Source organism: Microvirga sp. HS2 (assembly GCF_055792805.1).
The window spans coordinates 1-23,909 of record NZ_JBVVAJ010000053.1 but is presented as its reverse complement, the minus strand read 5'-3'; the positions used below and the strand labels follow the sequence as shown (position 1 = coordinate 23,909).

Below are 23,909 nucleotides of genomic sequence, written 5' to 3'. Positions count from 1 at the left end.
GCCGCCTGGGAAGCCGAGCGCAATCGCAACAGAGCCAAGGCGCATTGGCATTTCACCACCACGCAGGCTCGCTCCAAACTACGGCGGCTCTATCCTGCATGATCCCTGTGGCAAAGGACTAGCCGACATCCTGACGCGGGTGCGGACAGATCTCAGCGGCGAGGTCCAGGGCGTCGAGTTCGAGCGCAAGCGCGACCGCTGGGTCTACGAGTTTAAGGTGGTCGATCCGGCCGGCCGCCTGCGGGAGATCCATGTCGACGCCGCCACTGCCGCGACCCTAAAGCGGGAGGGCCACTGATGCGCATTCTGATCGTCAAGGACGACCCCGCATCGCACGCAAGGTCACGGCGGTCCTCACAGATGCAGGTTACGCCGTCGATCATGTCTCTGACGGCGAGGAAGCGTGGTTCTGCGGCGACACCGAAGACTACGATCTGGCCGTCCTCGATCTCGGTATGCCGAAAATGAACGGCCTCACCGTGATCAAGATGTGGCGCGTGTCCAAACGCAACCTGCCGGTGCTGATCCTGACAGCGCGAGGGGCATGGGCCGAGCGGGGTCGAGGGTGTAGATGCCGGTACCGACGGCTACCTCGCCAAACCATTCGCCACGGAGGAACTGCTGGCCCGCGTGCGGGCGATCCTGCGTCGGGCCGCAGGCCGGGCCGCGCCAATCTTCGTGTCCGGCCCCGTTGTGCTCGACACACGCAAGATGCGGGTCATGGTCGATGATCTACCGCTCAACCTCTCGCGACTCGAATACCGCTGCCTGAGTTACCTAATGCACCATGGCGGGCGGGCGACCCCGCCGACAGAGCTGATGGAGCATCTCTACGCACATGACCGCGACCCAAACGCCTTGGAGGTGCTTGTCGGGCGCCTGCGCCGCAAGCTCGGCGTTGAACTGAGCGAGACCCATCGCGGCTTCGGCTACCTCGTGCCGGAGCCCGCCCCAACATGAGGCAGGCTCGCTCAGTCTGCGCCTTCTCGCCGCCGGCGCGGCCTCTATCATCTTCGCTCTCGCACTGGCGGGCCTCGGCCGGCTGCTGCTGTTCGAGCGGCATGTCGAGCGGCGCATGGCGGCCGAGCCGCAGTTCCTCCAACCTTCGAGCGGGCCCTACTGGCAGATTACCGAGGAAGGAACCAATACTGTACTACGGTCACGTTCGCTCTGGATGGCATACTGCCCCTGCCCCCTGACATGCCTGCCAGCTCGGAAGTCCACCAGCACACGATCCCCGGCCCAGGTGGCACGCTTCTGGAGGTTGAGCGCCGGATCGCCATGCCGTCAAGCCTCGGGAACGGGACGATCCGCGCCGTAGTGGCCATCGACCGTGCAGTAGTCCATGCCGCTGGTCTGGCGTTTGCCTCCGATCTTATCCCCTCCCTGGCGCTTCTTGCAGCCGTCCGGATCCCGCTGTCTGGATCCAGGTCGGTGTCGGCCTGCGCCCGCTTGTGGCGGAGGTCGACCACCTGCTCGACGAGCAGGAAAAGGCCATCGCCAAAGCACGGGCGCGGGCCGCCGACTTGGCACACGGTCCCAAGACGCCGCTAACGGTCCTCAGCGCCGATGCGGAGGAGCTGAGGGCTCGCGGGGATGTCCGACTTGCCGAAGATATCGAATCCATTATCGCCGCGATGCGCCGGCACGTGGAGCGTGAGTTGGTGCGGGCGCGGACTGGCCCTCGGGTTCGGTTAGGACCTGTCCACCCAGTCCGTCCTGTCGCCGAGCGGTGGTAGGCGTGCTCAGGAGAACCCCGCACGGACAGAAGCTGACATGTGAGATCGATGCCCCCGACGATCTCAGGGTGAAGATGGAAACCCAGGATCTGACCGAGATCCTCGGCAACCTGGCCGAGAACGCGACGACTTGGGCGGCCGGCACGGTAAGCTTCGAGGCTCGGCGCGACGGGAGCACGATCATGCTTCGGGTCGAGGACGACGGCCCGGGCGTGCCGGAGGAGCTGATCAATACCGCGCTCGCCCGCGGCGGCCGTCTGGATGAAACCCGGCCGGGCACCGGACTAGGCCTGGCTATCGTCGGCGATTTGGTTGAGGACCATAGCGGTTCGCTTTCCTTAGGGCGCTCGGCACTCGGTGGTCTTTTGGCAGAGGGCCGACTGCCGCATCCGCCGTGAGAAACGCGGGCTCAGGCCGTCCGCTTCCGTCCTATGATCATCGCTTTCACCAAGTTCTCGCCATGCTCCAGGCCGGAGAAGACGACGCCCGCCACATGCAGGACGATGAGCCCGATGGTCGCGTAGACGAACCTCTCGTGGAGGTTCTCGACCCACCCGGAGCCCCAGAACGTATCGGTGGTCATGGCGAAGCCTGTGGTCGCAATGCCCGCGATCATGACGAGCGAGGCCACGACCATGACGCCGCCCGCCGGGTTGTGGCCGAGATAGCGTGGTGCCCGCCATCGGAGAGCTTGGCGCAGGTAAGCGGCGATCTCCCGTGGGGGAGCGGACGAAGTCGTTGAACCGGGCATGCTGGGTTCCGACCAAGCCCCACACGATCCGCAGCGCGACGAGAGCGGCGATGGCATAGCCGATGCGGATGTGCAGCCACTCGCTCTCGTCCCCGGTCACGAAGGCGAGGACAAACAGGCCCATGAGGCTCCAGTGGAAGATCCGGACGAACGGGTCCCAGACGCGGACAGTCTTGCCCTCGGATGAAGCGGCGGGCGCCGGCATCGCGCCGGCCGCCTCGACCACGGAATCGCCCTTGCCGCCTTCGGCACGCGCCCCCCTGTTGGCAGCCTTCACGTGTGTTCGAAACTTGCCTTCACTCTCAACGCTGCCCGGCTCTTGCCGGCCGGGGGTAAATCGGCCATGGCAGACCATCGGTGACTTCTCCCGTCCTAGGAGGACAGCATGCATCCGCTCCACCGCGAGACTCATCTGATCCAGCGCATCGGCTGGCTGCGCGCGGCCGTGCTCGGCGCAAATGACGGAATTATCTCGACCGCGAGCCTCATGATCGGCGTGGCTGCCGCGTCGACGTCAGCCAGCGAGGTACTCGTGGCGGGCATAGCCGGGCTCGTGGCCGGCGCGATGTCGATGGCTGCCGGCGAATACGTGTCGGTGAGCTCCCAGGCCGACACGGAGAACGCCGACTTGGCGCGGGAGCGGCGCGAACTCGCGGAGCAGCCCAAGGCAGAGTTGGACGAACTCACCCAGATCTATGTGGATCGCGGCGTCGAGCCGGTGCTCGCCCGGCAGGTCGCTCAGCAGATGATGGCCAAGGATGCCTTTGCCGCCCATGCTCGGGACGAGCTTGGTCTCTCGGAGCACGTGGTTGCCCGCCCGATCCAAGCCGCACTGACATCGGCCCTGACCTTCGCAGTGGGAGCAGCCCTGCCGCTACTGATCGCTGTCGCGGCCTCGACAGACTGGACGGTAGCAGCCGTCTCTGGGGGGTCCCTCGCCGGCCTCGCCGTCCTGGGCGCCCTGGGGGCCCGGGCGGGTGGAGCGTCGGTTCTCAGGCCCACCGTCCGGGTCACGTTCTGGGGTGCGTTCGCGATGGCGGCCACCGCTGCCATCGGCTCACTCGTCGGGCACGCAGTCTAGCGCCCATCCGGTGTGAACTCCGCGCTGGAAAGCACTCGTCCACCTTAGATCAGGATAGGGCCTGAGATCTGGTAGGTTTAAGGAACAATCGCTCCATCTGGTGGACTGTCAGCATTTGGGTCAATCTGAGCCCTCAAGTGAGATCGCGTGAAGGTCGCTTCGCAATCCCATTGCGGAAGTAAGACTAAGGTCAGCCCCGTGCCAGATCCGGACCTTCCGATCCGGTGCTCGGCATGGATCTCAAACCTTACTGGCATCAACATGTCGGAGGTTGATCAGTCGATCCAGGCTCATTTCTCCCAGTGAGTTGATGCCGAGAAGACCCATGTTGCGATTGATCTCCATAGAAAGGATATTGATCGCATGGCTGACACCCGCCGCGCCTCCGATTGCGGCCGCATACAAGAACGGGCGGCCGACGAAGACGAACTTCGCTCCGAGGGCGGTGGCCTTCAGCACGTCCGAACCTCGCCGGACACCACCATCCATCATGACGGGGATCGTCGCTCCGACAGCATCCGCAATGGCAGGCAGAACACGTAAGGGAGACACCGCTCCATCGAGTTGCCGGCCGCCGTGGTTCGAGACTACGATGCCATCGACGCCACTATCTCGGGCAATGCAGGCATCCTCCCTGGCCATGATACCCTTCAGGACCAAACGCCCCTTCCACCGCTCCCGGATCAGCTCCAGATGACGCCAGTTCAGATGATCCTTGGCGCCGAAGTCCCGCATCACGCTCTTGGCGAGGATCGGCGCGCCCCGTGTCGAATATGAATTCTCGAAGTGGGGCATGCCATGTTTCAGGAGCGTCCGAAGAAATGTATTCAGCGTCCAGTTCGGTCGCATCATACCGTCCCAGGCTAGGCGCAGACTGGGGCGCAGAGGCGTAGAAAAGCCGCTTCGAACGTTGTTCTCGCGGTTGGCCAGCACTGCCGTGTCCACGGTCAACACGAGTGTCTCGAAACCTGCCCGCTCCACTCGCTCCAGCAGTCCGAGGATCCGATCAGGTTCACCCGGAAGATAAGCTTGAAACCAAGCCGCCGGATTCGCCTTGGCGACGTCCTCCAGGGGAATGAGGGAGGACCCGCTCATCACCATTGGGACTTTCGCCTCCCCAGCCGCCTGCGCAAGTGCCAGATCGCCACGATATGCAGATAGGGCACTGATCCCCATCGGAGCAATTCCGAACGGGGCGGCATATGTATGCCCGAGCAGTTCGACCATCGGCGTACGTTTGGACACACCGACGAGCACCCGCGGGACGAAACCGAACTCCTCGAAAGCCGACCGGTTCTCACGAAGGGAGGCATTGGTCTCAGCAGCTCCCGACACATACCCGAAGATCGGCCGTGGCAAGTGGCGGCGTGCCGCGACCTCGAAATCGTCAAGGGCCAGGATCGCGCGCAGGCGCCGTGGAAGGGCGGCGGGCGGCGTTGGCACGGTGCCCTTGACAGGTGTCGATTCCAGATCCGTCGAGGAACGCTCGAGGCCAAGCGGCGTATTGGAAGTTTCCATACAAGTGTTCCTTTCTCCTACCTTCGCCTGCTCCGAGTTCGCTCTTCAGAGATCGAGGCTCTTCAGGATGACCTTGCGCCGAGTGTAAACGACGGCACTGAAGGCGAACGTCATGATCGCCCCGCCTGCCAGGGGGCCCCTCATGCCCATGACATCCGACAGGATTCCGAGGGCCAGGGCACCAAGGGCTGGTCCACCTCGGAAGATCATGCTGTGCAGCGCGAGAAGCCGGCCACGCAGGTGATCGGGCCCGGCAAGCTGGATCACGGTCTGACTGGCGATCCCGCTCACGACCATGCCGAAGCCCATGATGAACAAGGCTACGACACCCAGCCATTCCAGATGTGCGACCGCCGCGACGAATAAGGCTGCGCCCATCAGAAGACCGTTGGACAAGGCCATCGTGGCTACGGACACAGGGTCGGTCCGACGACTGAGCCAGATTGCCCCGACCAGGGCACCCAGGCCGATCACGGACGTCATGAACGCAAACCTCGCGGCGCCCGACCCGAACAGCGCTGCGTAGCTCGGCATGAGTTCGAGGATGGGGCGGATGCAAAGCGAGATGACCGCCAGCATCAAAAACATGGCTCCGAGGCCGAGGTGCCCGGCCGTGTAGCGCCAGCCTTCGATGACGGACCTGATCAATCCGCCTTTGGCTGATGGGACGTCTTCGACGGCAACCAGGCGGATCCTGGCAAGCGCCCACGAGAAGACCGCAAACGTACCGAAATTGATCGCGAACGCCAGCGTGAGGTTGCCCTTCGCGATCACGAGCCCCGCAACGGCGGGGCCGATGAATCGGGCAACGTTGAAAACCACGGAGTTGATCGCGACCGCGCTCACCAGGTTCGAGCGTTCGACGAGACTGGGAAGAAGCGCCATTCGGAATGGCTGGTTGAAGGCTGTGATGATGCCGCCGACCAGCGCCAGCAAAAGGACAAGCACTGGGGTAAGCAGTCCCAGCGTACTGAGAATGGTGAGCAGTCCCGCATGCACCATGAGTAAGGCTTGGCTGATACGCGTGACCCGCAGCCGGTCGGTGCGGTCGGCCATGGCGCCAGCCAGAGGGGTCACGAGGACCATCGGAAACAAGTCTGCGAACGCGATCGCACCCAACCATGCACCCGAGCCTGTCAGCTCCCAGACCAGCCAGCCGAGCGCAACCCGCTGAACCCAGGTCCCGACCAGCGAGAACACGTTTCCGATAGTGAAGATGCGATAGTTCGCCTCGCGCAACGCCGCGCGGACCCCATGCCACCCCTTCCTCATCGCATCACGCATGCCACCTGGAGTCGTCGGACTGCGTATCGCGATCGAGTACGATGATGCATGCGGGCTGCTTGGGGCTGTCGGACATGAACGATGAACTTGTTCGTGGATGAGGGACAGGGTGCGCGAGATGCGGATCCCTGTCCCGTTGTTCGCGTCTCTGGGGCTATGCCTCTTCCTCCTGGAACGCCTCCTCGCGGGTCTTACGGAAGGATGGCAGAACCATGAGGACGAGCATCGCGGCAGTGGCCAGCAGCAGGACAAGGCTGATCGGCCTCTCGACGAACACGCTCGGGCTTCCCTGCGAGATCACCAGAGCACGACGGATGTTCGTTTCGAGCAAAGGACCGAGCACGAAGCCGAGCAGCAGGGGCCCCGGTTCACATTTTGCCTTCCGGAACAGGTATCCGAGCAACCCGAAGCCTGCGGCGAGCACCACGTCGAAAATCCGGTTGTTGATGCTGTAGACGCCGACGCAGCAGAACAACAGGATTGCCGGGTACAGGAGACGATATGGGACGGTCAGCAGCTTCACCCAGACACCGATCAGCGGCAGGTTGATGACGACCAGCATCAGATTGCCCACCCACATGCTCGCCACGAGGCCCCAGAAGATCTGCGGCTGGGTTTGCAGGACGGTAGGACCCGGTGTGATGCCGTGGATGATGAAGGCGCTCAGCATCATCGCCATCATGTTGTTGGACGGGATGCCAAGCGTGAGCAGCGGAATGAATGACGATTGTGCGCCGGCATTGTTGGCGGCTTCGGGTCCAGCCACGCCCTGGACGGCCCCATTCCCGAACTCTCTTGGATTCTTCGCGACCTTCTTCTCCAGGGAGTAGGCGCAGAATGCCGCCAGCGTCGCACCGCCACCCGGCAGGATTCCGAGGAAGGTTCCGACGCCCGTGCCACGCAGGACGGCCGGCCAAGCCCGCCGGAAGTCCTCCCGCGTCGGCCAGAGACGGCTGAGCTTGCGGACCAAGACGCCCCGCGCTTCCACGTTCTCGAGATTCTCGATGATCTCCGTGAAGCCGAAGACACCGATGGCAATGACGACGAAGTCGATGCCGTCGAAGAGCTCGATCGCACTGAAGGTCAGGCGCTCCTCGCCGGATGCCGCGTCGATGCCGACCATGCCGAGGACCAAGCCGAACAGGATCATGCCGGTAGCCTTGAGGACGGACCCTCGAGCCAGGACGGTGGCGGCCAGCAGGCCGAAGAGCATCAGGGCCACATATTCGGCAGGACCGAACGAGAGCGCGAATGACGAGAGCGTCGGGCCCGCGATGGCAATTCCGAACGTCGCGACGGTCCCAGCGAAGAATGATCCCAGCGCAGCAACGGCCAAAGCCGACCCGGCCTTGCCGTTCTGGGCCATCTTGTAGCCGTCGATCGCCGTCACCACGGATGATGCCTCACCCGGCAGGTTGACGAGGATCGCGGTTGTCGATCCGCCGTACTGCGCGCCGTAGTAGATGCCGGAGAGCATGATGATGCCCGCCAGCGGAGGAAGATAGAAGGTGATCGGCAGGAGAACGGCGATCGTTGCGGTCGGGCCGATGCCCGGCAGCACGCCGATCAGCGTTCCGAGAAGTGCTCCCAACAGGCAAAAGGCGAGATTGGTCGGGTTCAGCGCCTCACCGAAGCCGAGCATGAGAAGGTCGAGGAATTCCATATTCCGCTCCTCAGAAGGGCCAGATCGGCATCTGGACGCCGAGACCGACGATGAAGACCAGGGCGCCGAAGGCGGTCAGCCCGACCGTGAGCAGGATCACCTCGCGCCATCTGGACTCGCGGTCTGCAAGGCTCCCGACCAGGAGCAGCCAGACGGAGGCCGCCACGAAGCCGAAGTACTCGGCGATGAACGCGAAGCCCACGACTGAGAGCAGGATGATGGCAAGAGGACGGAGGTTTGGGATCGTGATGTCCTCGCGGAGCCGGAAGAGGCCCATCCCGCCAACGGTCAGCCCGACGAGGATCAGGAGCCAGCAGACGATCCTGGGCAGGTACCCCGGCCCCATCGCGGCGGCGGTGCCCATGGTCAGGTCGCGCCCGGCCCAGAGGCCGAGCGCACCGAAACCCACGAACAGGATGGCCGTCAGGAGGTCCGGCCGATCACCGGTGCTGCCAGCCTTGCGTGGGTCCGCCATCACTTCTGTTCCTTGGCCAATTTCAAGACCTCACCAAGCCGCTCCGCTCTTGCCGGAAGTTCCTTGTTCCAGTCTTCCGACGACTTGTAGGAGAGAGCCAGCGACTGCTGCTTGGCCTGGGCCTGGAATTCCGGATTGTCGAGCGCCTTCTTGACGGCGGCCGAGTACTTCGTCCGGATGGCCTCGGGAACCTCGCATCCCATAGCGATGCCGCGCTCCGAGCTCATGATGACGTCAAAGCCCTGCTCCTTGGCCGTCGGCAGGTCGGGTGCGATGACGGCGCGCTGATCAGCGAACTGGCCGAGGGCCTTGAAGGCGGCTTTCTCGCTGCCTAGGAATTCCCCGACGTTGATCCCCGTTGCCATGATGTGCCCGCCCAACAGTGCCGTCCGCGCCTCGTTCGCACCGTTGAAGGTGACCGGGGTCAGATCGATGCCGGCGGATTTTTCCAGTTGCAGCAGGGCGAGATGCTCGTCCGTTCCCTGGCCGGTTGTGCCAATGGTAACTTTACCGGGATTGGCCTTGGCGTAGGTGACGAGATCCTTGAGCGACTTGAACGGTGAATTCGCCTGGACGATGAACGCGCCGGGATCCTCGACAATGCGGGCAACCACGCAGACCTTCTTGGGATCGAAACGGACCTTCCGGTCCATCTGCATGGTCAGGAAGCTCGGCGTGTTGAGTGAGGACAGCGTGTAGCCGTCGGGCTTGGCCTGGGTCAGTGCGGTGTACGCGATCTCACCAGATGCGCCGGACCGGTTCAGAATGGTGATCTTACCACCGAGTTCCTTTTCGATGTAGGGCGCGAGCGTCCTGTGCATCACGTCCGTGCCGCCGCCTGGGGCGAAGGCGACGATCATCTCGATGGGCCGGTCCGCCGGCCACTCGGCATGAGCGGCTCCGATGCCGACCAGCATCGACGTAGCAAGTGCGGTATTCCGGATCAGGTGCTTCATTCGTTCCTCCCATGGATAGCGGTCACCATGACCGCTCAAGCGTTTCGGAGTTCCTCTCCGAACTCATTCAGGTTCCATCGTGTAGCCGATGGTGACGTGGCCTTCCCCGGCACTCGCCACGCATGGCGAGTGCCGAACACACGCTCATGCGGGCAGAGCCGTAGGCTGCCTTATGACGGCAGCTCGCAGCCCAGTTTCTCAAGCGTTTCGTTGAACCAGGTCGGCTTGTGCGTGCCTGCCTTGATGGCATCCATCTGCTTGTTCTCGGCGGCGTGCTTGGCGACCGTCTTCTCGTAGACGTCCGCTACATCGTCGAACGGCACGACGACCACGCCGTCTGCATCGCCGAGGACCAGGTCGCCCGGCATGACGACCATCCCGCCGATGGCGATCGGGCAGTTCACCTCGCCGGGGCCGTTCTTGTACGGTCCGCGGTGCGTCACCCCGACCGCGTACGCCGGAACGTTCATCTCCAGGAAGGCATCCGCGTCGCGGATAGCGCCGTTCAGGACGAAGCCGACGACGCCGCGCCGGCGTGCATGGTCGAGCATCATTTCGCCCATGAGGGAATTGGTGACGTCCCCGCCCGCATCCACGACGATGACGTCGCCCTGCTCGGCCATGTCGATGGCCTTGTGCAGCATCAGGTTGTCGCCGGGAGGCGCTTTCACGGTCAGTGCGCGGCCGGCGAGCTTGCCCTCACGATGCATCGGGCGAAGCGACGCTCCGCCGGCGCTCATGCGATGCATGCTGTCGCTGACATTCGCGACGGGCAGTTCCTTGAACTTCTCGACCCATTCCCGGTCGACCGCGCGTTCCCGGTTCCGGACCCTAAATCCTATGCTCAACGTCTTCTCCTCTCAGATTTCCGGCACGGCAAGCTCAACGCACCGATCACTCAGGTCGGCGCCTTCGCGAGTGCGCGGTAGTTGACGATCCTCTCCCGTCCGGGGTCGCGACCCTGGATGACTGCAAGGATTCCCTCGACCGCATCGACCCCGACCCGGGCGTTGGCCTGCTTAGTCACGCCGCCGATGTGCGGGGTCACGACGATCTGCTGCCGGCTCCAGAAGGGGTGATCCTGGACGGGAGGCTCCGTCGCGAAGGTGTCGAGGCCGGCGCCAGCGATGTGACCGCTGTCGATGGCCCGGACCAGGGCGTCCTCATCAATCAGGCCGCCGCGGGCGGTGTTGACGACGTAGGATCCGGGCCTCATCAGGCCGATGGCCTTGTCGTCGAGGAGGTTGCGCGTCTGCGGGGTCAGCGGGCAATGCAGGCTGACGATGTCGGACGCGGCGAGAAGGTCCTCGACGGCAGCATCCCTGGTGACGCCAGCATTGGCGAAGGTTGCGTCATCGGCAAAGGGGTCGAAGGCGTGGACATGCATTCCGAGAGCCTTCGCATAGACGGCCGTGTGCCTCGCGATGGCCCCGAAGCCGACTAGGCCCATGGTCAGTCCATCGACCTCGACACCCGAGAAACCTGGCTTTTCCCATCGGCCGGCGCGCAGGCCGATGTCGAGCGGCACGATGCGTTTGACGGTCGCCAGCATGAGGGCGATCGCATGCTCGGCGACCGAGCGGGCGTTGGCACCGGTTGCTACGACAACGGGGATTTCACGACGGGTGGCGGCATCGACGTCGATGTTGTCGACTCCGACACCGTGCTTGGAGAGGACACGCAATGAAGGGGCCGCATCGATCGCGGAGGCACCGAAGCGTCCCATCCGGACAACGACCCCGACCGGGTCGACCTCGGCGACAATCCGGACCAGATCGTCCTCGTTCGTATAGGGAGGGACATAAGCGACGCTGTAGCCGTTGTCGGCTATGAGCTTGACGGCCTGCTCATTAATGGCGGGGCCAGTGACCAGGATGTTGCGGCTGACCATGCGCTCCTCTCGGTCGGGACGAGCGAGGACGCGGAGCGAGCCTATCGCACCCCGGGTCATATCCTCCCATGTCCCGAAGCTTTTCCTTCGATGTTTTGTTGGCCAAGATTCGTAACATGAGATTTTCTTGAAAAAAGCAAATAATTCTGACAATTATGTTCAGATTTTCTGAAAATTCGTCGGTCGGCCAAGTGGATATCCGTCAACTAAAGACGTTCATCGCGATTGCGGAGCATGGAACGCTTGCCAAGGCAGCCGATGCCGTCGGACTGACCCCATCTGCCGTCAGCCAGCAGATCCAAGCCTTGGAGAATGAGGTTCGGGCTGAATTGTTCGATCGCTCCACCAGACCCATGACGCTCAACAATCATGGCCTCCAAATGCTGGAAGCCGCGCACAGCCTCGTGCGATCCGCTGACGACGTGATCGACGCCATCTCTGGCAAGGCGATCACCGGAACGTTCACGATCGGATCCGTCCGGTCTAGTGCATTGTCACTACTGCCTCGGGCGCTCGTCGCATTGAAGGCGGACTACCCCGAACTCAAGATTAAGCTCCATGTCGCCAATAGCGACGAACTCCTGAACGACGTCGTGTCGGGAAGGCTTGATTCGGCAATGGTGGCCGAGCACTCCGGAGTTCCCCCGGCGCTGAGATGGAGTCCCTTCATCAACGAACCCTTGTTCGTGATCGCCCCACCGGGCACGCCGCAGATGCCTGCGACGGAAATGCTCTCTGCGCTCCCGTACGTAAGGTTCAACAGCAGGTTCCGCCTTGCCCAGTTGATCGACACCGAGATGGCCAGGAGCGGCATCGCTGCGAACCCAATCGCGGAGATCGACACCATGACCGCAGTCGTCGCCTGCGTGGTCCACGGCCTCGGCGCCTCGGTCGCGCCTTATAGTGCCCTGAAGGAGGCCCTTGGCGAGGTCGTGTCGGCCCCGTTCGGAAACCCTCAGGTCTATCGGCGGATCGGGCTGATCGAGCGCCGCACGAGCACGCGGACGATCGTGATCGACCGGCTGCACCAGTATCTCGTTGGCTTCAGTGGGGAGTACGGGGTAGCGCGCTAATGCCCATCCTGGGAATGGTGGTGGCGGTTTCGCGCCTAGAGAATATCTGGCTTGGTGACTATGGTCCGGTAAGGGTCACGCAGTGAAGTCCATCCACTTTTCGGAATGTCTGATCACGTGAGGATTGCTGCCCTCCGGCTAGCGTCTCAGGAGGTAGAGTCGAGGATGGGCGCGGTAGCTTGGGCTATGCGGCAACGCCCCGTTTCCCATCCCCGCTCATCGAACCGGACGTGCGGCGCTACCGCATCCGGCTCTCCGACCGGCTTCATCGCAAGGCCCACGGCGAGGCAGGTCGGGGCAAGCGTTCCAGAGCCAGCACACCGCGTTCACCGTGGATCACGTCGTAGGTGAACTGTCGGTTGCCGCGCCCATGCACCTTATGCCGTCGGGCGAGGAAGGCACGCACGCGCTCGGTGACGTACTGGTCCATCCCACGGAAGGCCGGACGAGATGTCCCATAGGCGAAGTAGTTCGACCAGCCGCGCAGGGACCTGTTCAGCGTGTCGCGCACTTCTTCCCATGGTTCAGTGTGGCCGGGCGTCAGCAGGTTAGCGACCTTCGTCTTGAGCCGTTGCACGCTCTTCTTGGATGGGCTCGCGCCCAAATACCGTCGGCCGTTCGCCTTGTAGTAATGAGGTCCGAACGAGTAGCCGAGGAAATCGAAGCGCTCCTGGCGGGCGTCCTTCAGCGAGGTCTTGGCCTCGTTGAGGCTCAGCCCAAGCCTTGTCATTACGGCCTTCGTCCACGTCAGCGCCTCAGCCGCACGACCGCGGCTGAGAATGACAAAGTCGTCGGCATACGAGACGACATGGGCTCGGAACGCTTCGCCGCGTCCGGTCAGCCGCCAATGCTTCAGGAACCGGTTCATGTAGATGTTGGCCAGCAGCGGGCTCGCGACGCCGCCCTGGGGCGTGCCCCGCGAACTGCTCTTGCCCCCACTCATGCGCCGGGTTCCATCAGCATCCCGCTCTTCGATCGGTGCCTTCAGCCACAGCCTGATCAGCCGCAGCACGGAACCATCTGCGATCCGCCGCGCCACCGATTGCAGGAGTTCGCGGTGCGGGATCGTATCGAAGTAGCGGGACAGGTCAGCATCAACCACATCGGTGTAGCCCCGGCAGATCAGCCGGTGCACTTCCTTGACCGTTTCCACCGCCCCGCGAGCGGGGCGATAGCCGTAGGCATTGTCCTCGAAGTCGGCCTCGAAGATCGGCTCCAGCACGAGCTTTGCGGCGGTTTGCACGACCCGATCCCGGATGGTCGGAATGCCGAGCGCTCGCTCGCCGCCATCCGGCTTCGGGATCGTCACCCGCCGCACCGGATCGGGCCGGTACGTCTTCAAGACCAGTTCCTCGCGCAACCCCGCCAGCCAGGCTTCCAGGCCCTGCGCCTCGATCTGCTCGAAACTCATCCCGTCCACTCCTGGAGCCCCCGCGTTGGCGCGGGCCAACCCATAGGCGTGACGCAGGATGTCGTCGCGACAGATCTTGTCGTAGAGCCCATAGAAGCGGAAAGCGGGCTGCGCCTTCGCCTTGCAATAGAGCTTTCTCTGAAGGATCCGGATCTTCTCAGGTGTTCCTAGACTCATCGTCAATCACCCTCACCTCACCAGCTTCGAAAGCGCACCAGAAGTCAGGGTCCTTTGCTCCGCCGGCGTTACCCGGCCTCAGCGCTCATATGACCCTGTCCGACTCCCGCTCTGGCCGGCGTCTGACAACACCGTTGAGGCCGCTACCCTCGCGCAGAACGGGTCTCCCCCGATTACCCGCATCACCCTTCCGACGTGCCGTGCCCACTACCCCGGCGGATCGAGCGGGTGCATGTGTCGATTGCTTCCCCGCTCGCACGGCCTTCCCCAAATGGCAGAAGGGTCGGCATCCGCATTGTCACTTTCGAGGCCTGCTCAGGCTTCACTCACGTTACAGCCCATCGGATTGCTCAGCCGCCTTACAGCGACCTTTGTCACGAGGCTCCGGCCCGTCCGGTTACCCGGCCAAACCGCTCGTCAGCTACCAGATCAATCGACAACTCTCTGGGTGGAATCCTCCTCCACTGGTGATCCGCGCCTTCGGGGCGCACTGCCATAACCGGACCTTTCTGCCGGAACGAACCCCGGCGCACCAAGAGCATTCGTTAGCAGGACCGTAAGGTCCCACACTGCCGGCTCAACACCTCCGCGATCAGATTGAACGGTCGCGTTCCGACCCAGACCCGCCTTGCGAAATCTCAAGGCGCGGCACGGCGGCCAAGCGTAAAAGAGGTTGAGCGTCGGATGACGAAACGGCGCGGATTTGGAGGCACGCCATGGTTCGCCTTTTCTTCTCCCCCGCCGGACTGGCACTCGCAGCCCTCACCGCCGTGGCCGTTGTGCCCATCACCGCCGGGCCCGCGAATGCGGTCGTCTACTGCACGACCGTCGGTGTGCCGAGGGGATGCATCGCGCGTCCGGTTGCCCCCGTGGCGCGCCGCGCCGTCGTGACCCCTGGCGTCGGCGCCCGGGGCGTCGGCGTGCGCCCCGGAACCCCCATGAACCGCGGCGGTCCGGTCAATCGGGCCGGAAGGCGCTGATAGCCCAGGTCGAGCCTAGAAATTGACCTTGGTGCGAAGGCCGGTAAAGACGGCTGTGTCTTCGGCCAGACTGGGCTTAATGATCTGCAAGTCGGCTCCCACGACGAGCCATGGTGTCACGGCAAAGTTGTAGAAAATTTCCACACCTTGCTCGTTCCGGATCTTCTGGACGGTGGCAAGTGACTCCTTCAGATCAGGGCTCAGGACATCGTAATAGTAGCCGATGCCCCAGTTGTCGCGGCTTCGGCCCGGAATCAAGCCGGTGCCGCCCAGGCCTATGAAAGCTGACCAGTACAGCCTGGTGGGATTGCCGTCCGAGATACCGAACTGTCCAAACAGCCCAACGCCCTCCTTGGGATTCTCCTTCGACTGATAGAGATACTGATCAAAGGTGTAGGCGAAATAGCGGCGGTTCTCTTTGATGCCGAGGGCTCCCGGAGGCGGCGGCGGCACGAAGAGATCGCCGACGGTTTCCAGATCCGTGCCGTTCTGGGTGCTGTACAAGGCGACAAATCCTTGATGACCGCTGAGGCCCGCGATGGTGACCGGAAAGTCGACGTTTCCGCGGATCGTCCATCCTTCGCCGAAAGGATTGTCAAACACCGACTTGTTCGCGTAGTGGTTTCGTCGCAAATTCGGAGAAGGGACGAGAGAAGGGCTGACGCTCGGTAGCGCGTTAGGCAGCGAGCAGTTCGAACTGCTCGGCGAGCGACGGCAGCCGATTGCAGGCATATTTCGCCTGTTGCTTGCGCATCATGGGAACCATCTCGATTCCACCCAGGATCACACGGGCAGTGACCGCAGACTGGAAACCAAGCATAGGTCGGACCCGCCTCTTTATGGCGCGGTGGTCCTGCTCAATGCGATTGTTCAGATAGGCACTTTGCCGGATGCGAATGGGTTTCAGGTCACGCCGCGATATGTTCTCGAGCCGGTCTGCGGTATCGCAGGACAGGATCGCCTCGCGGTTCGTCGGGCTGCCGTCGATCACGATCCGCTCGGGCCGGCCGTGGCGCTTAAGTGCTTTGCGCAGGAACCGCTTGGCCGCGGTGAGATTGCGCCGTTCACTGAACCAGAACTCAACCGTGTCGCCGTTGCTGTCGATCGCTCGGTAAAGATACATCCAACGCCCGCGGACCTTGATGTATGTCTCGTCGATGTGCCACTTGCTGGTGACAACTCTCTTGCGAGAGTTGAAGCGCTTCAGCAGTTCGGGCGAGTACCGAACAACCCATCTGTGAATGGTCGCGTGATCGACAGAGATGCCGCGCTCAGTCATCATCTCCTCAAGATTCCTCAGGCTGAGATTGTAAGCCAGATACCAACGGATGCACAGCAGGATTACCGAACGATCAAAATGCCTGCCCTTGAACATCCCTGTCCCCGCTGCTGTGACGGCAGCTACCGTAGCTGAAACTATGAAACAAAAAGTTTGCGACGGAACCCACAGGTATAACCCAGCGCTCGGAAAGAGCGGCCACAGAACTGGGCAGGATCACGAAACGCTCAGAATTCCGTCTCGCGAAAACAGCCTCCTTCGCCACTGAGGATCCCGGCACAATGGCTGAAATTCTTAAACATCAAGCTTCCGACACATCCGTTCGCGATGATGACTTCTAATGGTGAGACTTTGCGTTCCCGCACAGCCGCCTCACCTGAGGTCTATCTCGGATGAAACATCACGGGCCAAAAAATCTTGGATCTGCTTCACGATCTGCAGAGCATGGATTCTAGAAAGCCGGTCAGCCGCTTCGACATCTCCAATCTCGAGAGCCTTGATAATTTGCTCGTGCTCTTTGACGTATTTGCGCGGCAATCTATCATCGAATGAAGAATAATAAAGGCGCAGGATACGTCTGCCGTCGTCGAGGAGCCGGGCGAATAGACTAGTAAAGTAGGTATTGCCATGAATCTCGGCAATGGCGACGTGAAACTCCCGGTTCGCTTCAATCATGGCGAGCGCGTCCCGAGCCATCACGGCCGCTGCGAACTCTGCTTGCTTGGCACGGACCGCTGTGAGATCACGAAATGGTTTTTGCGCTGCCCCACGTGTCGTAACTCGATACATGAGCGAAAGAGCTTCAAAATAGGCTGGCAACTGTGCAAAATCGATGGCCGTAACAATGGTGTTGCGGTTAGGCAAACTGGCGACCAGACCGTCAGCCGCCAGCCGATGCAAGGCCTCCCGAACCGGCGTTCTCGACATACAAAATCGCTCAGACAGCTTCACCTCATCCAAAGGGCTCCCAGGAGCGATAGCCATGGAGAGAATCTCCGAGCGGAGTGCTTCATAGACGATACGGGCGCCAGAACCTCTCGCGCGCGCGGCTTCTGTGGGGACGGTATCTAAGTCCTTGGACTTCTTCGCGGCAGATTTGCGCATTCTGAAATCTCCTCACATCCCCTATTTACATCCAGGAGTGTTGCAATAGCGGCACTAACTGGCTTCACCATCTAATGAATAGTTCGCGATAAAACGTACATACATATAGAGCTGTTGGCTTTGATGAAAAAGCAAGCAAAGCGCCTGGTATTCTTCTGCCACGAGCAGATGATCATAAGTCCCGCAAGGGTTCAGCCTCACGGCGTCAGGCGAGCGGTCCGATTCTGGGCCAAGGCCAGTCGGTGAAAGGACATGATTCGACTCGGATGTAATGACAGACTCTTCAGCGGCTAGGTGCCGTTAGTGCTCTACTATCCCTCACCCTGCCGGTACAAGCCTCCCGCCCAGCACGGCCTCGGCCTAGGTCTATCTGCGTTCATTGCTTATGAAGAGCGCGGTGAGTACGCCGATCTCTTATGTATTATTCATCCTGCCTACCGCGGTATTAAAAACAACCCAAACCGTTAGCATCAAGTTCACCATGACAGTTGTCGCGGTGTACACGGCCGCATTTAGCTTGAACGCGCGCCCCTCCAGCATCCAAGTTGTGGCAAATATAATTGTCATTTGTGACTGCAGTTCGTCTTAGGGCTTCTGTTTAACGGCAGCGCGCAAAGCTGCGCCGCCTGACGGGCAGTACCAGGCGGCAGCATAAGGCGGCGGGTGAGACACCCGCCATCAATGTATAAATGGCGGTAGGAACGGAGCCTTAGAGCGTGGCGCCAACCTTGCGCAGCTCCGCGAGAACCGGAGCTTTCGGCAGCCAGATCTTGTCATACTCAGCGATGATTGGCTCAGCGTCCTTAACATCGGAGACAACGATCTTGACCGATTGCTTCGACAGATTGTCGAGAAGGCTGGGTTGATTCGAGACAATTTCATCGATCTCGGCATCAAGAGCACTACGAGTCGCCTTGCTAATCAGCTCGCGGTCGGCCGCAGGTAAGCTGGTCCAGACTCTTCCGGAAACCAGTGCCACCATCGGCATGTGAACGGCGTTCATCCGCAAGATAGTCTTGGAGACGCGATCAAATCGTTGGTTCCAGGCAAGGTCGAGATCCGCCTCGAGGCCGTCGACCTGACCATTGGCCATCGCGTCATACACCTGCGGCGTGGGAATGGGTGTGGGGGCAGCACCCAGGATTTGGTAAAAATCGCGGAAGGCCGGGGTTGGATTAATCCGCAACTTCATGCCCTTTAGATCACCAATAGATGAGATCTCCTTGGCCGAGAACACTGCACGGATCGATGTAATGCCCCAGCCAAGGCCAACGGTGCCGGTCTCTTTTGGGAGGTAATCAAACAGCCCGAGCGCAACGGGGTGGCGGACAAGCTTCGCCACAGCCTCCGTAGAGCGCACCACGTAGGGAGCGTTGATTGCTGCAATGGCCGGAACGCGGGAGCCAAGCTCGGCAGCCTGGATAAACGCCATGTCGAGAGCGCCCGACTGCAGCTGCTGCATCATAGCGCCTTCATTGCCGAGTTGGCCGGCATGGAAAACGGTGAGAGATAGGCGACCGTTAGTCTCTGCCTTTAGGGTCTCGCCAACCTTTAAGGCAGCGTTGTTCCAGGGGTGGTTCGGAGGCGTGATTATGCCGAGGCGGAACTCGCGATTCTGAGCGCGCAGCACCGTCGGGGCTGCAAGTGGTAGGGTAGCGCCGGCTGCCAACGCAAAGAGATGTCGGCGGGAAATCATCATGATCGAGACTCCATGCTTGTTCAGGTTAGTTGAGGAGGGCGAGAGAGAGGGTCGGCCATACGGACAGAAGGATCAGTACTAGGCAGGCAATGACAAAGAAGGGCAGTGTCACGATAAACATCTTGCCAGGTTTGGCGCCAGTGACGGCTGCTGCTACGAAGAAGCAGAGACCGACAGGGGGCGAGAGAAGACCGAGCACCAAGTTGATCACGACGACGACCCCGAAGTGCCGCGGATCTATGTGATAGACATCGGTCGCGATCGGAAGGAGAATCGGTACCGTCATGATCAGGCCGGGGACGCCATCGATCACAGTACCGATGACAATGAGGATAACGTTCACCAAAAGCATGAAGGTGATCGGATCACGAGCAACCGATTGGATCCAACCCGCTACTTCCTGCGGGACCTTGCCAAAAATTAGAACCCAGGAAAACACTGCCGCTGCGGCAACCAAGAAGAGAACGATTGCCGAGTAGATTCCGGAGCGCAGCAGCATTTCCGGGACCTGGGAAAATCGGAACTCGCGAGTCCAGTAGCGGCCAACCAGCGCTGCTGCGATAGCTCCCACGGCAGCCGCCTCCGTGGCGTTGGCGAGCCCAGTGAGAATAGAGCCAACGATCACGACTGGGATGGATAGTGTTGGCAGCGCGCGAAGAACAGTCATCACTCGCTCCCGCGGCGTCATGCGTGCGCCGGCTGGAAAATTGTAAATGTATCCCATCACGGCAATGATGGCGCAAAACAGCACCGTCAGCAGGATCCCGGGGATGATACCGGCGATCAGCATGTCAGAGACAGGCACCTGGGCCAGAACACTGTAGACCACGAACATCACCGATGGTGGGATAATGGGGCCAAGCATTCCTGCATAGGCTGTCAGGCCTGCCGCAAAGGTCTTGTCGTAGCCTTGGCGCTCCATCTCGGGCACCATGATCTGTGACATGATGGCCACTTGAGCAGTGGCCGAGCCCAAAATCGAAGCGACAAACATGTTGGCAAGCACGTTCACGTAAGCCAAGCCACTCCGCATCGCGCCGACGAAAGCCATCGCCATCTCAACGATACGTCGGGTGATGCCGCCGCCGTTCATGATCTCGCCGATCAGGATGAAGAGCGGAATTGCAATCAGGCCGTAGCTGTCGACGCCGCTAAACATCTGCAACGGATACGATTGAAATAGCACTGGATTGCCGGAGGTCACGATAAAGACGATGCCCGCAAGGCAAAGGCAGAGGCCGATCGGCACGCCTGTCAGCATAATAGCAATAAAAGCAGCGGAAGTGACCATCAGTTGATTCCGTCGCTAGTAGTAGCGCTGAAGCCCGAAAAGGCGCTTTTGTTGGCAATGCCGAGATCTTCTAACGTGTTGGCAAGGCCGTGCAGCGTCATGGAGACAGCAAAGATCGGCAGAACTAGATAGACAACCCAACTCGGCCAGTTCAGCGTCTGCGTGTGTTCGGTGTAAAGGAAATTGAAGGTTTCGCCTGCATAAGCCTTGGCATCGAAACCCGCACGGGCGATACCAACCGGGTCCATCCACAGCCAACACATGATGCTGAGGCCGAGACCGAAACCAACCACTGCTAAGGCGGAGATAACGCGTGCAATCTTCTGCCCCTGTGGAGAGAGGCGCTCGGTAAGCATCGTAACGGCAAAGTCGAGTCGGAGCCGGGTCATTGCCGAGGCCCCAATGAATGCGAGCCAGACTGTTGCGTAAACTGCCGACTCATCAATCCAGTAGATTGGCACGCCCGCATAGCGGGTGAACACATTTACTAAGATCAGCAAGGCTAGAATAGCCATAAGGCTCATGATCGTGAAGCGTTCGACAGTAAGCAGTCCGTTGGAAAGGACAACTAACGCACGAACGGGCAAGGATGGCATCCGCGAGTCCGGCAATGACTCGCACGCCGATGGAAGTTTCGCTTCGGGCGCGTGCATTCGCACAACTCCATTCCTGGTCGATTTTAAGAATACCGTCTACAATCTACGCATCAAACAGGATCAAAGAGCGTTTCTCTTGCTCCTGTGTCTCAGCAGGGAACACGATACGTCGAATGTATCGCATCATTTTCCTATTGAGGTTGTGCAGTCTGAGCGACTGCAAACCATCAACATCAGCACCGTGAGTCAGGTTAGGAATGGAAAAGGCCCTCCATTCGGACGGGCCTTCCGCATCACCGTCAGGCGGCGTATTTCTGCATTGCACCGAGTTGCTTGCTCCATTGCGCATACCACGCATCGAAGAGCTCGAGCTGCGTCTCGGCATAGCCGCGCTGGCTGGCTGAGAGTACATCGGTTTCGTTGAAGTGGAGTGTGTACTCCGGGTTCCCCTTCAGTACCATCAGATACTTATAATATAGTACCAGATCCGCCCCCTCATCGAAGGAGGACAGGACATGCAGGGCCTGCTCTAATTCCTTTGCACGCTGGCGTGCTTCGACATCGCCCATTGCGGCGGCGCGCGAGAGAGCGCAGAGATGCAACACTTCTCCGGGTAGAACGTTTCCGATGCCGGTGATCGCGCCCGTGGCGCCGCAGTTGACGAAGCCATGGAACACCGTGGTATCAACACCAACCATCAGTGTCACACCGTCGCCCCTGCTAGTGATGTGCTCGGCCGCATATGTCAGCGCCTCGATGCCACCAAACTCCTTGAATCCGATCAGGTTCGGATGCTCGGCGCGCAGATCGAAAAACAGGTCGGCGCGAGTTGCGAAGCCATAGTAGGGGCTGTTGTAGATCACTGCTGGCAGATCGGGGGCGGCGGCAAGAATCGCTTTGAAATGATGGCGCTGTGCGATTAACGACGAGCCGCGGGAGAGGACACGAGGGATGACCATCAGGCCTTGGGCGCCGACTTTCTGTGCGTGAGCTGCATGAGCTACGGCGGCGGCGCTATTGACAGCTCCGGTTCCGACGATGACCGGCACACCAGCTTTCACGAGGCGCTCAACGCCTTCCATGCGTTGATCGTCAGTCAGCAGTGGCCAGTCGCCCATGGAGCCGCAGTAGACGACCGCAGACATGCCGGCCGCGATCATCTCCTGGCCCTTTCGCACGAGCGCATCGAAGTCCGGGGTACGGTCGGCCGCGCATGGCGTCATGAGCGCCGGGATACAGCCAGAAAATACATCTACTTTCATATGGTTATCTTTCAGATTCGAGTCTTTATGCCTGCGTAACAGACGTACATATACCCAAAAATTCCAGCCGCGATCATTGTACGCATACGTATTGTATTTTGTTTGTCGACACAATTGCATGTCGTATTCGACTTTTGCATACCCGGCCCTAATCTCAATGGAATTGTCGAATTGCGCTTCATAATTGAACTGCCCGATTTGGACGTGAGTGGCACAAACCAGGAGGTGACTATCGCCCCGAAATCGGTTGTAAACTCTTTGGCTGAAAGTTTCAGTTGCTGAGGCCTTGGTCGCAGAAGAGAGCAGGCATGGCCACAAATCCGCGGCCCTGCTGTGCGTACGCTGGTATTGTAAGTACGGGATCAGCTATCGTAATCTCGCCGACATGATGTAGGAGCGCGGTGTCGCCTTTGCCCCATCCAGAGTTGGATTCAGCGCTATACGCCTGAGATCGAGAAGCGGATCAGACTCTACCAGGGACCTCGCTCAGGGTCCTGGAGAGCGGATGAGAGTTACGTCCACGTGGGAGGCAATTGGAAGTACCTGTTTCGCGCGGTCGACAAGCACAGTCAGTTGATCGCCTTCATGCTGTTTGATCGCCGCACGACCAACGCCGCTTATCGTTTCTTGCGCAAGGCACTGAAGACGATGAGCGTCTATCCGTCCTCGATCACGACGGGCAAACTAGCATCTTACCGAAGGCCATCCGACGCTTACAGCGAGAAGGGCCGCTGTCCAAGGATGTCGGGCACCGCACCGCGAAGTACTTAAACGACGTCATCGCGGCGGATCGTGGCGCGCTCAAGGGCGTGATCCGTCCGCCACGCGGCTTTCAGACGATGAGTACCGCCACGGCAACGGATCGGTTTGCCTCAATTTTCGCAGAACGGCTGATTATGGAATGATGATGTCGAAGCGACCTTCCTGGAATGGCCAACAGATCTCTGTCTCGAACTTAGGACATCTGAACGGGCCGAGAGGCGACGGTACATCCGCGCCACCCCTCAAGACCACGTCAGCCGGTGGCTGTGTCGCAAACCTGGAGCGAAGGCGAGGGAGTGGTTGAAGCGGTGTCTTGGCTTCAGGCAGCGAGTTTCTCAAACTGCTCGGCGAGTAAGGGCTGCGGATTCCGGGCGTAGATCGCCTGCTGCTTGCGCATCATATGCACCGTCTCGATCCCGCCCAGGATCACACGAGTGCTGTTCATGGACTTGAACCCCATCATCGGGCGAAGCCGCCGCTTGATGGCCCGATGATCCTGCTCGATGCGATTGTTCAAGTAGGCACTTTGCCGGATCAGGATCGGCTTCAATTGGCGTCTCGACCGATCCTGAAGTCGATCTGTCGTGTCACAGGACAGGATCGCCTCGCGATTGGTCTGGCTGCCGTCGATGACGATGCGCTTGGGCCGGCCATGCCGCTTGAGGGCCTTACGCAGGAACCGCTTGGCGGCTGCCAAATTTCGCCGTTCGCTAAACCAAAATTCCACCGTGTCGCCGTTGCTGTCGATGGCCCGATACAAATACCGCCATTGGCCACGCACCTTGATATATGTCTGGCGAGTCGCGCGGGGGAATCTCACCCCCGCGCGCTCCCAGAACCGTACGTGACACTCTCGCGTCATACGGCTCCCGATGTTCGGCCGTTTCCATGCAGAAAGCGCCAGTGCGCAAACAGGT

Annotated in this window: 22 protein-coding genes and 3 pseudogenes; 7 read left to right on the top strand and 18 right to left on the bottom strand. The window is 60.8% G+C overall.

The genetic code is table 11. The features are described from left to right. The 3 genes and pseudogenes from ACS5Q0_RS25725 to ACS5Q0_RS25715 form a co-directional block, all read left to right on the top strand. Nucleotides 1-298, top strand: a 298-nt coding sequence (locus tag ACS5Q0_RS25725; protein WP_473129495.1) for a PepSY domain-containing protein, incomplete at its 5' end; no start/stop codon positions are given. After that, nucleotides 298-960: pseudogene (locus ACS5Q0_RS25720) on the top strand (response regulator transcription factor). The gene ACS5Q0_RS25725 and the pseudogene ACS5Q0_RS25720, both read left to right, overlap by 1 nt. Before the next feature lie 853 nt (nt 961-1,813). Beyond that, a complete protein-coding gene (locus ACS5Q0_RS25715; RefSeq protein WP_473129497.1) occupies nt 1,814-2,137 on the top strand; it encodes an ATP-binding protein in 324 nt (107 codons plus the stop codon). Nucleotides 2,138-2,148: 11 nt separating this feature from the next. Here the strand turns inward: ACS5Q0_RS25715 and ACS5Q0_RS25710 are convergent, their stop codons facing one another. Next, a complete protein-coding gene (locus tag ACS5Q0_RS25710) occupies nt 2,149-2,490 on the bottom strand; it encodes a cytochrome b/b6 domain-containing protein (protein ID WP_473129494.1) in 342 nt (113 codons plus the stop codon). Nucleotides 2,491-2,536: 46 nt separating this feature from the next. Then, nucleotides 2,537-2,614: pseudogene (locus tag ACS5Q0_RS25705) on the bottom strand (cytochrome b/b6 domain-containing protein); the annotation flags it as partial. A 261-nt stretch (nt 2,615-2,875) separates the two neighbouring features. On the opposite strand from ACS5Q0_RS25705, the gene ACS5Q0_RS25700 reads away from it, so the two are divergent. Beyond that, nucleotides 2,876-3,571 carry a VIT1/CCC1 transporter family protein gene (locus tag ACS5Q0_RS25700; protein ID WP_473129493.1) on the top strand — a complete coding sequence of 232 codons (696 nt, stop codon included), beginning with the start codon at nt 2,876-2,878 and terminating at the stop codon, nt 3,569-3,571. A 240-nt stretch (nt 3,572-3,811) separates the two neighbouring features. On the opposite strand, the gene ACS5Q0_RS25695 is transcribed toward ACS5Q0_RS25700, so the two are convergent. From ACS5Q0_RS25695 to ACS5Q0_RS25665, 7 genes are all read right to left on the bottom strand, one after another. Further along, the gene (locus ACS5Q0_RS25695; RefSeq protein WP_473129492.1) at nt 3,812-5,089 is read right to left on the bottom strand and encodes an alpha-hydroxy acid oxidase; all 1,278 of its coding nucleotides are present in this window, start codon (nt 5,087-5,089) and stop codon (nt 3,812-3,814) included. Nucleotides 5,090-5,134: 45 nt separating this feature from the next. After that, a complete protein-coding gene (locus ACS5Q0_RS25690) occupies nt 5,135-6,373 on the bottom strand; it encodes an MFS transporter (RefSeq protein ID WP_473129491.1) in 1,239 nt (412 codons plus the stop codon). Nucleotides 6,374-6,527: 154 nt separating this feature from the next. Continuing rightward, a complete protein-coding gene (locus ACS5Q0_RS25685) occupies nt 6,528-8,036 on the bottom strand; it encodes a tripartite tricarboxylate transporter permease (RefSeq protein WP_473129490.1) in 1,509 nt (502 codons plus the stop codon). Between the two features lie 10 nt (nt 8,037-8,046). Continuing rightward, a complete protein-coding gene (locus ACS5Q0_RS25680) occupies nt 8,047-8,511 on the bottom strand; it encodes a tripartite tricarboxylate transporter TctB family protein (protein WP_473129489.1) in 465 nt (154 codons plus the stop codon). Beyond that, entirely contained in the window at nt 8,511-9,467 is a 957-nt protein-coding gene (locus ACS5Q0_RS25675; protein WP_473129488.1) for a tripartite tricarboxylate transporter substrate binding protein, read from the bottom strand. The genes ACS5Q0_RS25680 and ACS5Q0_RS25675 overlap by 1 nt, the downstream gene beginning before the upstream one ends. A 170-nt stretch (nt 9,468-9,637) precedes the next feature. Further along, nucleotides 9,638-10,315 carry an RraA family protein gene (locus ACS5Q0_RS25670; RefSeq protein ID WP_473129487.1) on the bottom strand — a complete coding sequence of 226 codons (678 nt, stop codon included), beginning with the start codon at nt 10,313-10,315 and terminating at the stop codon, nt 9,638-9,640. 50 nt (nt 10,316-10,365) lie between these two features. Continuing rightward, a complete protein-coding gene (locus ACS5Q0_RS25665) occupies nt 10,366-11,358 on the bottom strand; it encodes a hydroxyacid dehydrogenase (RefSeq protein ID WP_473129486.1) in 993 nt (330 codons plus the stop codon). 191 nt (nt 11,359-11,549) lie between these two features. Here ACS5Q0_RS25665 and ACS5Q0_RS25660 point away from each other — a divergent pair, with 191 nt between their 5' ends. Then, complete coding sequence (locus tag ACS5Q0_RS25660; protein ID WP_473129485.1) at nt 11,550-12,431, top strand: LysR family transcriptional regulator; 882 nt, start codon at nt 11,550-11,552, stop codon at nt 12,429-12,431. A gap of 265 nt (nt 12,432-12,696) precedes the next feature. Here ACS5Q0_RS25660 and ltrA read toward each other — a convergent pair whose 3' ends face one another. Further along, entirely contained in the window at nt 12,697-14,019 is a 1,323-nt protein-coding gene (gene ltrA, locus ACS5Q0_RS25655; RefSeq protein WP_473129484.1) for a group II intron reverse transcriptase/maturase, read from the bottom strand. Between the two features lie 716 nt (nt 14,020-14,735). On the opposite strand from ltrA, the gene ACS5Q0_RS25650 reads away from it, so the two are divergent. After that, a complete protein-coding gene (locus ACS5Q0_RS25650) occupies nt 14,736-14,999 on the top strand; it encodes a hypothetical protein (protein WP_473129483.1) in 264 nt (87 codons plus the stop codon). A gap of 15 nt (nt 15,000-15,014) precedes the next feature. Here the strand turns inward: ACS5Q0_RS25650 and ACS5Q0_RS25645 are convergent, their stop codons facing one another. The 7 genes from ACS5Q0_RS25645 to ACS5Q0_RS25615 all read right to left on the bottom strand — a co-directional run bounded on the left by ACS5Q0_RS25645 (nt 15,015) and on the right by ACS5Q0_RS25615 (nt 22,230). Further along, nucleotides 15,015-15,731: a carbohydrate porin gene (locus ACS5Q0_RS25645; protein WP_473129482.1), complete on the bottom strand. Its 717-nt coding sequence runs from the start codon at nt 15,729-15,731 to the stop codon at nt 15,015-15,017. Continuing rightward, complete coding sequence (locus tag ACS5Q0_RS25640) at nt 15,676-16,374, bottom strand: IS6 family transposase (protein ID WP_473129481.1); 699 nt, start codon at nt 16,372-16,374, stop codon at nt 15,676-15,678. The genes ACS5Q0_RS25645 and ACS5Q0_RS25640 overlap by 56 nt, the downstream gene beginning before the upstream one ends. A 276-nt stretch (nt 16,375-16,650) precedes the next feature. After that, the gene (locus tag ACS5Q0_RS25635) at nt 16,651-17,382 is read right to left on the bottom strand and encodes a GntR family transcriptional regulator (RefSeq protein WP_473129480.1); all 732 of its coding nucleotides are present in this window, start codon (nt 17,380-17,382) and stop codon (nt 16,651-16,653) included. A gap of 709 nt (nt 17,383-18,091) precedes the next feature. Further along, nucleotides 18,092-19,081, bottom strand: coding sequence for a TRAP transporter substrate-binding protein (locus ACS5Q0_RS25630; protein ID WP_473129479.1), 990 nt, complete (start codon nt 19,079-19,081; stop codon nt 18,092-18,094). 25 nt (nt 19,082-19,106) lie between these two features. After that, nucleotides 19,107-20,372, bottom strand: a complete 1,266-nt coding sequence (locus tag ACS5Q0_RS25625) for a TRAP transporter large permease (RefSeq protein WP_473129478.1) — start codon at nt 20,370-20,372, stop codon at nt 19,107-19,109. After that, a complete protein-coding gene (locus ACS5Q0_RS25620) occupies nt 20,372-20,983 on the bottom strand; it encodes a TRAP transporter small permease (protein WP_473129496.1) in 612 nt (203 codons plus the stop codon). The genes ACS5Q0_RS25625 and ACS5Q0_RS25620 overlap by 1 nt, the downstream gene beginning before the upstream one ends. Before the next feature lie 284 nt (nt 20,984-21,267). Further along, nucleotides 21,268-22,230 carry a dihydrodipicolinate synthase family protein gene (locus ACS5Q0_RS25615; RefSeq protein WP_473129477.1) on the bottom strand — a complete coding sequence of 321 codons (963 nt, stop codon included), beginning with the start codon at nt 22,228-22,230 and terminating at the stop codon, nt 21,268-21,270. A 417-nt stretch (nt 22,231-22,647) separates the two neighbouring features. Between ACS5Q0_RS25615 and ACS5Q0_RS25610 the strand changes: the two are divergent. After that, nucleotides 22,648-23,135, top strand: a pseudogene (locus ACS5Q0_RS25610) (IS6 family transposase). A 176-nt stretch (nt 23,136-23,311) separates the two neighbouring features. Here ACS5Q0_RS25610 and ACS5Q0_RS25605 read toward each other — a convergent pair. Further along, nucleotides 23,312-23,909, bottom strand: a 598-nt coding sequence (locus ACS5Q0_RS25605) for an IS6 family transposase (protein ID WP_473129476.1), incomplete at its 5' end; no start/stop codon positions are given.